Origin of the sequence: Gemmatimonas sp., from assembly GCF_046594945.1 — a bacterium.
In the GTDB taxonomy this organism is placed as follows: Bacteria; Gemmatimonadota; Gemmatimonadetes; order Gemmatimonadales; family Gemmatimonadaceae; genus Gemmatimonas.
This window is the reverse complement of sequence record NZ_JBKJRB010000098.1, coordinates 92,338-102,761: the sequence shown is the minus strand read 5'-3', so window position 1 is coordinate 102,761 and position 10,424 is coordinate 92,338. Positions and strand designations below refer to the sequence as shown.

Here is a 10,424-nt window from a genome sequence, read left to right as displayed (position 1 = left end):
GGTGGGAGGTGGGCGGTGGGAGGTGGGCGGTGGGTTATACGGCGGACGGTCAGATGGAAGTGGTCAGTGGCCAGAAGTGCTAGGGTCAGCGTTTTGGCCGAGCTGGCAATTCGGGTGCGTGCGCGACCAGGGCCTCGGGGTGCTGGTCGAAGTGATGACGGCGGCTGAGTCCGTCTTCGGTGATCAACGTCTCGGGGGTATCTCGGCAGCCGAACGATGGCTCGTCGTTGCCGTACACGCACCCCGTGCGGACGCGGCGCAGCTTCTCGCGCTCGGGTCCGTTGGGGAGGTCGCTTGATCGGCTTACGTCGCGGACCAATTCTACAAAGTGAAACTCGAAACTCGTGGTGAGGGCGAGTCCGAACAACGCGAGTCTCACCAACTGCTGCTCGAGGGTAGTTGGTCGACGAGTGGTCACGAACGGCACGGTGTCGGCGCCTCGAGCATGGCCAACCAGCACGATCCGATCGGTCAACCATTGCCGTTGGGCGGGTTGTGATTACGCGCACGGGATAATGGTGTCTCCTTCTACACCAGTAAAGTCCGAGGGCTCGTCGCGCGCCTATTTCACCCCGAACGCCATCGCTTCCGCCCGCAACACCACACTCGCCATATCCGATGTCGAACTGAACATCACGTTGCCCTTAGCGTCGAGCAGATACATCGACGGCGTGCCCAGTTGTTGAACGCGTTGCCGGCACTGCCTCCGGCGTCGAGATACACGGGCAGTGTGAACCCCTTCGCGCGCAGCAGGTCGCGCATTGCCAGCGTAGGCTGCGACTGTTCGGAAATGGTGATGGTGCGGATGCCACGCGCGGCGAGTGTCTTGGTGGCAGTTTGAATCTCGGCGAGCGCATCTACGGCGGGGCCGCAGTCGGCCGACCAGAACACGACCACGGTGACGGCTGGCGCCAACAGCGATCGGAGTGACGCGCTGGCGCCGTCGAGGCCGCGCAGGGTGATGTCGGGCAGCACGCGTCGCTTGGCGCCGGCCATGACACGCGTGGAGAGATCACGTTGCGCGTTGCGCACGAGCTGCGCAAACGCCTCGGCACCAATCTGCGATGCCCCGAACGCCTGCATGGAGTCGCGGCGTGCTGCGCGCGTGCCCGGATCGACGGCAATGCGCGCCGACATGATGCGGGCGGTGGCGCTATCGCCCACGCGCAAGCTGGTTTCGCGCACCGCACTGAACACGCTGACATCCCATCCGGCGGCGGTGGCGCGGGCCAGCGTGTCGAGCGCTGCCCGAGGCGCGCCGTCGTCGGCGAGGGCACGTCCGAGCTGCGCCAACGCCAGCCGCTGCGAGCCGGCCAGTCGCGCCTCCTGTTCGGCGTGCGACTCACCGAGCAGACGCAACTGCGTGCGACCGCGCTCGAGCCGTGCGATTTCGGTGCGCAGTCGACGCTTGCCTTCGTTGCGCCAGGTGGGCGACGCGAGCAGCCGCACGGCGAGGAAGCGCGCGGCGCCTGATGATGAGTCGGCAGCGAGTAAACGATTCGACCAGCGCAGCAGGTCGGCCGCATTGGCACTCGGCGGCGGCAACAACGTGAGCGCGGCCGAGGCAATTTGGGTGGCACGATCGGCCGGCACGTCGGGCCACAGCGTCTCGAGCGCGACGAGTGCGGAAATGGTGTCGCGGCGCAGGGTGAACTGTTGCGAAAAGATGTCGTTCATCCGCTCTTGCGCCGCGAACGACTGGGTCGGCGCTTCGCGCAGCAGACGTTCGCGCCAGTAGCTGTTGGCGGTACTGTCGCTGCGGCGTGTATACCAGAACGTTTGACCAATGATGGCCGGAGAGATGTCGCGCAAGGCGCGATGCCGGGCGTGGAACATGACTACTGCGCGGCGATGCTCGGCGCGCGTGCTGTCGGTGTCGAGTGACATCCACGATTCGAAGCTCTGCAGCCAACTCCACGCCGTGAGTGAATCTGGATACAGCCGCATCATGCGACGCGTGGTGGAAAGTCCTTCTTCCCAGCCACGTCCCATGAGATCGTTGTTCCGCTGGTCGAGTGCGGAAAGCAGGGGTTGCCCGTTCGGTCCGGCGCGCATGACCTCCCAGGCGCGGCCGCCAAGATCATCCACGGCGATGGCGGCGGTATCTTCGACCGCCAGCGCGGCAAACACCACGGAGTCGGGGAGCGTGAAGCGCCCGGTGTATTCGTTGCCCGTCGTGCGCTGCAGCGTGGCAATCTCGATCACGGGGACGGTGGCGTTGTAGTTCTCGCCGTGCACGGTCCGAATGCGCGCGCGGAGTCGCAGCACCGGCGGACGTCCAAGCAGCGCACCGGCGTTGTAGCGCACCGTGACCGCCTCGCCGGCCTTGGGCAACACGGTCGATAGCGTCATGGTGCCGGAGATCATGCCGGCCTCGACCACCGGCGTGCCGCGCACGAACGCGATTGCCGTCCAGGCGGCGATTCCGGCGGCGATGGTGGTCGGAACGCGCCAACGAGTACGCCACAGCGGCTGCGCCGCATGCTGCGCGACGGGTGATGCACTGGATATATGGTCGTCGAAGCTCTCGTGGTCGATACGCTCGTCATCGAATGCTTCCACCTGCTCAGGCACGAGCACACGCACGCCAGCGGCGCGCGAGGCCAGTATGCGTTCGCGCAATTCCTGTGGCGCGGAGCCCGTGGGATGCTGCGCCACGAGCGCTTGCAAGCTACTGAGATAGCGCACGGTGCGCTCGCACTCGATGCAGCGCTGCCGATGATTGGCGAGCGTGCGGTCACGTGCGACAATTGGCGTACTGAGATAGTCCTGCCAGGTGGCCATGGACGGATGCGCAGCGTGCAAGGCAGTGGGCGTGGTCATCGGGTGATCCTGGCGCGGAGATGTTCGAGCGCGCGGGTGTGTCGTACGCGCGAATTGCCTTCGGAAATACCGAGCAGGGCGGCGATCTCGGGATGGGAAACGCCTTCGAACTGTCGCCGCACGAATACGGTGCGCAGCGTGTCGGGTAGCGTCGCGATGGCGCGCTCGAGGTCAGCTAGGCCGAAGCCGCTGTCGGCCGATGCGTGTTGCGCGACGTGATCGCTGTCGGCGAGCGCGTCTTCGCGACGACGTTTTGCGCTGCGAAGTCGTATGAGGGCGACACGGACGGTGCGGGTGGTCAGCCACCCGCGTAGTGTGCCGCGTTCGTCGTAGCGCCGTAGTGCTTCGGGCAGCCCGACGAACATGTCGTGCACTGCGTCTTCGGCATCTTGGCGGGGACCAAGCAGTTGCCGGGCCACGCGCAGTAGGCGCGGCGCGAACTCGTCGTAGAGTTGGCCGAGCGCGTGCGGATCACCGGCGCGCACCTGATCGATCAGGTGTGTCGGTTGGTCGGTCACTCGGCGAGGTGCGGTAGGAGCGGTCATGATGGGAAGGATTTCCCAATCAATGCCGGCGGAGGGTGGAACGTTACAGGGGGGCGATTAGGGAGTAGGGAGTAGGGAGTAGCGAGTAGGGAGTAGGGAGTAGGGGAGTCGGTGGGGGAGGCTTGTGAGCGAACGATAGGCTGTGGGCGTGTGGCCATGGGCCATGGGCCATGGGCTGCGGGTGGTGGGTTTTACGGCAATGGTCACTGGTCAGAAGTCAGACGGACATCGGTCAGCGTTTCTGACTGTTGGGGATTACGTGACGCCTGACGTCGGCGGCATCGACCGGGTGGCGCTAGCGTTCTGGTCGAGTCAGTAATGCCAGTACGTGCGCGACCAGGGCGTCGGTATTCTGGTCGAAGTGATGACCACCGCGGCGTCCATCTTTCGTGATAAGTGTCGCGGGTGCGTCCCGACAACCGGATGCTGGCTCGTCGGTGCCATATACGCACACCATGCGGACGCCACGCAGCTTTTCGAGCTCAGGTGCGATGAGAAGGTCGCTGGGACGGTTTGTATCGCGTATAAGGTCCATCAGGTGAAACTCGAAACTCGCGGTTGGGGCGAGACCAAAGAACGCCAGTCCAGCCAACTGCGCCTTCTCGCCAGCCGGAAGGCGCGTTGCCACGAACGGCAAGATGTCGGCACCACGGGAATAGCCTACCAGCACAATCCGATCGCTCGGCCATCGCTGGCGGGCGGCGTTGATCACGCGCACCACGGCGGCCGCCGTGGCGTCGGGTGACTTGGCTGAAGACAGCCAGGCGCGCGAGTTGAACCCGACCACACCGATACCCTTGCTGGTGAGCCCGACGGCCACCGACTTTACAAGTTCCGCCCAGCCTCCATCGCCCGTGAGAATAACCGCGGTCACCCGCACGCGCGCGCCTTGCGGGTCGTTCCAAGTGAGGGGCAAGTCGGAGACATTCACGGCCGCCGTGGTGGGCTGTGCGCGCGCGGGCGTGGCGGCCGTGGCGGCAACCAGCACGGCAAGAAGTCCCGACATGTATTTGCGCATAGGAGCGATTGCGGTCACTTATGGAATATGCCTCCCAGACCACCCGAGATCAGCGCGGCCACGTTGGTCAAAATGCGAGGGAGTACGAGACCGCCGGGTGACGCGAGATAGCGCGGTTCCCAGATGGGATCGAACTTGTCCTTGTACTGGCGTAGACCGCGGAAGTTGTAAAAGTGTTCGCCGAACCTGAACACCAGCGAGCCCGCGCGATTCCAGAGCGGCGCCAGCGCGCGCGGATCAAGCCCGGACAGGGGTGCCATGCCGAGGTTGAAGTGGCCATAGCCCTCTGCTTTGCCCCACAACATGAGCTGCACGAACAGGAAGTCCATCATGCCGCCGGGCGCACTTGGCGTCCACCGCATCAGGTCGACGCTGAGTTCCGAGTGCTCCGCACCGCACCACACGTTCGCGAAGGCGACCAACTCGCCCTCGTGTCGCACGACCGCCATCGGGTGATGCTGAAGATACGCGGGGTCGAAACGCCCCAGCGAGAACCCCTTCTCGCGAACCAACTTCTCCGCAAGCCACGCATCCGAAATGCGCTGCAGGTCGGGCATAATCGCGCCGACCTGCTCAACGGGGACCATCTCGAACGTCACGCGCTTTTTCTCGGCATCCTTCACCACGCGACGCAGGCCCTTCCGTGCGCTACCGTCCAGCCCAAAGTCGGCCAGCGGGACGATCGCCTCTTCGCCCAGCTTGAGTAGCGAGAGACCGAGATCGATGTACAGTGGCAGTCGCTCGGTGCCAACTTCGTAAAACACCGTCCAGCCACCGTGGCGATCGGCAAGCTCGCGGAAGCGCCACGCGAGTTCTTCCGCGGCGGCCGGCTCGCCGATCGGATCGCCAAGCGCGATCCAGCTGCGTCCTTCAATGCCATACATGAGCATTGCACGATCGGCGTCATCCATCAACAGCGCCTTGTCACCAAGCAGCGCGAGGTTTGAGCGGGTATCACTGGCGTGCGCTACCACCGTTGCGGCTCGCGCGAGGGTGATCGTATCGGGCAGCGCCGGCTCACCCGGCGCATGTCGCATCAGTCGCCAGAAGGCGAGGAGCACCGTGCTGCCGAGCACCGCCGTGGTCGCGCGCAGGAAGCGCGGTGCATCGCCATGTCGGGTAAATCGCCACCACAGATCGTTGTCGTAGTCGACGTGACGATAGGCAAACATGCCAAAGGCGATGCTGGCGCCAATGGCCGCGACGATGGCGATGATCCACTCCGGCTCGAGTGGCTCGGCCAGCAACGCCGCGCGCCGATGGAACGCCGAGCGACTGGGGATCAGGACCGCAAGAACGGTGGACAGGACAACGGCCTCCTCGACATCGAGCCCCTTGAGCAGCGACACCACAATGCCGACGCTCAGCGCGACGACGCCCAGGACCCACGCCGCATCCAGCCGACGACGGAGCGCCCACGCCAGCACCAGTAGCGCCGCGCCCAGCAGACTGCCGGTGAGGTGCGAGACCTCAATGACTCCCAGCGGCAGCACCCCATCGATCGCCGCAATGCGGGCGTTCTCGGCCGGGAGCGCGCCAGAGAGCAGGAGAATGAGTCCGGCCACGAACGTCGCGCCGCTGAGCGCCGTCGGGAGCACCGTCGGTCCCCACCGACTGGCTATGCGCACGGTCGCACGCGCCGCGTGGGTAATGCGCTCCCGGCGCTGCCGGATGACCAGCACGGACAGTGACGACGCGGCGAGTATGAACGGCAGCAGATAGTAGATGGCGCGATAGGCGACGAGCGATGCCAGCGCCTGCGGCGCGCCGCCATGCGGTGTGAGCAGCAGCACCATTAACGCGTCGAACACCCCAAGCCCGCCCGGTACGTGGCTCACCAGCCCGACTGCCTGTGCCAACGCAAAGGCCCCAAGGAATGCCACAAAGCTGAGTCCCGGCGTCGAGGGGAGCAGCGCCCACAGCACCGCGCTGGCGAGTGTCCAGTCGGCCGCTGCCACCACGAGTTGCAATCCGGTCAGGATGGGTCCGGGCGGTGAGAACAACATCCCCGCGACCGCAATGGGGCGACGACGCACGCTGGCGACGAGTACGTAGCACGCGACGATAGCGAGCAGTAGCACGCCGACGGCACGCAGTACCGCGCTCGGCGCGTACCCGAGTACTGCCGTCGGCAGCGTCTCGAACGTCAGCGCGAGTCCGCACGTTGTGAGCATCCCGAGCCAGAAGCCGATCCCCGAGAAAGAGGCGGCGCGCGCCACATCACTGGTCGTCAGTCCCGCCGCCGTCCAGAAACGCAGCCGGACGGCGCCGCCGGTGATGGCCGCAAAGCCAAGGGTTTGGCTGAACGCGTAGGCGAAGAACGAGGCCTGCATCGAACGGAGGAGAGGAATTGGCGTGCGCGCGTAGCGTAATCCGAGCAGGTCGTACATCGGCAACACGAGGTAGCACGCGATGGTCAGGGCAACGGCGCTGAGCACCGCGCGGCGCGGCACTGCGTTGACGGCGCGCATGACGGAGTCATAGTTGGTCGTGCGCAGGACGTCGCGCACGGCCATCGTCGCGATCATCAGGATCGCCAGCGTCAGCACCGGGACGAGCCAACGTCGCCAGGTCGTGTTTCCGCGCAGCGTTGATGGAGCGGCGGGTTGCGCGCGATCGACGGGTGACAATGCGGGAGCGCTCATCTGACGGGCACCTGCACCGTGGCCTTGCGTTCCAGTTTGCCCCAGCCGACCAGCCCACCGCGCGCTGCTGCCGCGAATGCCTTGAGCACCACCCAATACATGAACTGCCGATAGGCGAAGCGCTGCAGGAATACCAGGAGCGTGAGGCGCCAGTCTTCGTCCGGCTCCACGAGGATCGCGATCACGGCCGCCGCCCAATCGAGCAGCAGAAACACCGCATACAACGTGAGCACCTGCTCCAGCGGGGCGACCGCGTAGGTCGCACCGTGTTGCAGCTCGATCAGCCACACGGACACGAGGCTCCAGACGAACATCAGGTCGGCCAGGGGTGCGATCGCACCGACGAGCAACTGGAAAATCCATGTGTTCGGCAACGCGATCATACCCAGCGATCCGTAGCGTGGCCGCAGCAGCGCGTCGCGATGCTTCCACATGCACTGCAGCGTGCCGAAGCTCCAGCGAAAACGCTGTTTGAGCAGGCCATGAACGGTATCTGGCGCTTCGGTCCAGGCGATCGCGAGGGGCGCGTAGGCGACATGGTATCCGCGCCGTAGCAGGGCCAAGGTCAAATCCTGATCTTCAGCCAGCGTGTCATCTGAGAAGCCGCCTGCCTCACGTACCGCCGCGCGTCGCCACGCACCGACGGCACCCGGGACGACGGTGATGCCGTTGAGGAGTGCGAACGCGCGTCGGTCGAGATTCTGGCTCGTGATGTACTCGATTGCCTGCCATCGCGTGAGGAGATTGATCCGGTTGCCGACCTTGGCATTACCGGCGACCGCGGCGACGGTCGGTTCGGCGAGCGGTTGCACCAGCTGCGCCACCGTATCCGGCTCGAAGAGTGTGTCCGCATCGAGCCCGACCACGATATCGGATTGCGCGTATTGCAGTCCGACGTTGAGTGCGCTGGCCTTGCCGCCATTGGTCTTGGTGAAGACCCGCACCCGTGGATCATGCGCGAAGGCAGTCTTGGCCACGTCGTACGTGTCATCGGGAGACCCGTCATCAACCACGATGACTTCGAGTATGCCCGCGTAGCGCTGCTTGAGGAGGCTCTCGACGGTGCGCGCGATGACTTGTGATTCGCGAAAGGCGGGGACGATGATCGTGACGGGCGGGGCGAACGGCACGCCGCCGCGGCGCGCAGTGGCGGAGGCGAATACCCGTGCGACGCGGCGTTCTCGCCACCGGTGGACCAGCGCCAGTGAGCCGACGGCCAGCACCCGCCCCACGCCCAACGTAACGGCGATGAGGAACAGCCACGTGAGCACCCACTCCACACTGCCGATCGCGGCGATGCCCGCGAATTCCAAGGTGCGGGCGGCCTCGTCTCCGTGCGCCAGCGGGACCATGCCTTCGATCGCACCATTTGACAGCCCAGAGAGCGTGACCAGTGTATCACCGTGCGCCTGAAGCGAGTCGATGAGCGGGCCGAGCGCCGCGATCGTCTGCGAGCGCTCGCCCCCGCCATCGTGCAGCAGCACGACGTTGCCGCGCGGTCGCGATTGGAGGACGTTGCGAACGATGTTCGACGCGCCCGGCCGTTCCCAGTCGCGCGAATCAACGTGCAGTCCGGCGATCACATAGCCACGATCAGATGCGATGGACGCCGGTAGCAGTTCATCGGCCGTCGTGGGTTCGGCATCGCCGAAGTACGGTGCGCGGAAGAATACGATCCGACGGTCGAGCGCCACCTGCAGCATCCGCTGATTGACGTCGAGCTCGAGTCCCACCAGCCGATCCGGGAGCATCGCCAGGTTGGGGTGCGTGAAGGTGTGGCTGCCGACTTCGTGGCCGTGGTCCATCACGCGCCTCGCCAGTCGCAGGTGGCGTTCCACTTGCGACCCGATCATGAAGAACGTTGCGTGTACGCCACGTGAGGCGAGCGTGTCGAGGATGGCGGGCGTCCAATCGGGGTCGGGCCCGTCATCAAACGTCAGCGCGACCTTGTGTGGATGGGCACCAAAGCGCTGCACCACCCACGGCGATGGATACGACGTCACCTGCTGCGCAACGATAACGCCGCGTGACGTGTCGAGGCGGGTGGTTCGCTGCCCGTTGGTTGGCTTACTCTGCACACGCAGTAGCTCGCCGCTACCGTCGAACTGCACATCATATCCCGGCGGGATCCGGCTCAGCCCCGCGACCGACGTGCGTTCACCAAGCACTTCCCACAATGACGGGTCCTCGGCGCCGAGGCGCCATAGCGCATGTCCGCGGACGCCGAGTCGACGACCGGCGGACAGCTCATTCCACGCGGTCACGCCGTCGAGGTACCAGGCTACGTGGTCGGTGGAGTCCGCATCTGTCCACGTGAGGTACGGATTGAGCGAGACGCTGTCGAAATGAATCGGGGCTCGATGAGTTTTCGCCACGCGCATGATGTCCTGAAAGGTCATCGCGTCTCCCGACGAAACCGGGCCAGCGTCGTTCCAGTCGTAGCCATACGCGCCTATCGCGAGGAGGGCCTTGTCGACCGGCACCACTTGCAGCAACCGCGCCGCTTCCTGCTCGTACCACGCCTGACTCGCCACCGGTCCTGGATCGCCATGCCCATAGTGCTCGTCATAGAGCATGAGGAAGAGGCGATCGTTCACGGCGGCGTACTGTTGGAGGACACTGGGCGCGAGGTCGGTGCCCACCGCCTGCGTGAGCATCGGTCGCGGCGCGCCGGGCGCCCTGGGGATCGAATCGAGCGCGGCGCGGAGGTCGCGAAGAAAGGTCAGCACGGCGGGATGTAGCGCCGCCGGGATTTCTTCGAAATCCACCGACACGCCGCCCAATCCCCACGTACTCACAAGCCGGCGTAGTTGCGCGATGGCCTGCGCCCGAGCCGTCGGTCGCGAGACGAGCGCCTCGAGTCGTTTGGGGTCGAATCGCTGCGTGGAGGAATCGATGTTGCTGATCATGGCCAACACGCGCGGACGCTCGTGCGGTGGCATGCGCGAGAGCAGGAACGGCACACGCCGATCGACTGTGATGCGCAGTGAGTCGCCGCCCGCCGTCACGAATGCCCATTCGCACACCAGCAGATCGATGGCGCTGGCGTGGGCGGACAGGGCAGCGAACGCGTTGTCGTCCCAATTCACGTAGAACGCCGCAAGCTCACCGCGCTCGAGGGGTGGGCGTCGCGAGCCCGCCACCGACTGCACCGGCAAACTGGCGGCGCGAATCGACGGCACCGATGGCCGATGCTCCAGCGACGCCAAGAGCTTCCGTCGGGCCTGCTCTCGCTCCCGCAGGCCTTTCGTTCCTCGCCATATCGGCAACGCCGTCAAGGCGCGATCCACGCGTAACCCGGACGTTGCGGGAAGGGCGGGGGGCACGAGCACGTACGCCAAGAGCGCCAGCGCCGAGACGGTGCTCATGATGCCAACGCCCAAGGCCGCGCGC

The 10,424-nt window shown here is 65.5% G+C and carries 5 protein-coding genes and 1 pseudogene; all 6 read right to left on the bottom strand.

Translation table 11 applies throughout. The annotated features are described in order from the left end of the window. Window positions 1–85: 85 nt before the first annotated feature. A pseudogene (locus ACLL97_RS12135) lies at window positions 86–478 on the bottom strand (AcvB/VirJ family lysyl-phosphatidylglycerol hydrolase); the annotation flags it as partial. Window positions 479–633: 155 nt separating this feature from the next. Continuing rightward, entirely contained in the window at window positions 634–2,823 is a 2,190-nt protein-coding gene (locus tag ACLL97_RS12130) for a TlpA disulfide reductase family protein (protein WP_411280735.1), read from the bottom strand. Further along, entirely contained in the window at window positions 2,820–3,368 is a 549-nt protein-coding gene (locus ACLL97_RS12125) for an RNA polymerase sigma factor (protein WP_411280734.1), read from the bottom strand. The genes ACLL97_RS12130 and ACLL97_RS12125 overlap by 4 nt, the downstream gene beginning before the upstream one ends. Window positions 3,369–3,663: 295 nt before the next feature. Continuing rightward, on the bottom strand, window positions 3,664–4,404 hold the full coding sequence (locus tag ACLL97_RS12120) for an AcvB/VirJ family lysyl-phosphatidylglycerol hydrolase (RefSeq protein ID WP_411280733.1): 741 nt from the start codon (window positions 4,402–4,404) through the stop codon (window positions 3,664–3,666). After that, on the bottom strand, window positions 4,401–7,031 hold the full coding sequence (gene mprF / locus ACLL97_RS12115) for a bifunctional lysylphosphatidylglycerol flippase/synthetase MprF (protein WP_411280732.1): 2,631 nt from the start codon (window positions 7,029–7,031) through the stop codon (window positions 4,401–4,403). Before mprF ends, ACLL97_RS12120 begins: the two co-directional genes overlap by 4 nt. Next, window positions 7,028–10,399 (bottom strand): glycosyltransferase, encoded by a 3,372-nt coding sequence (locus ACLL97_RS12110; protein WP_411280731.1) that lies wholly within the window; start codon window positions 10,397–10,399, stop codon window positions 7,028–7,030. Before ACLL97_RS12110 ends, mprF begins: the two co-directional genes overlap by 4 nt. Window positions 10,400–10,424: the final 25 nt, after the last annotated feature.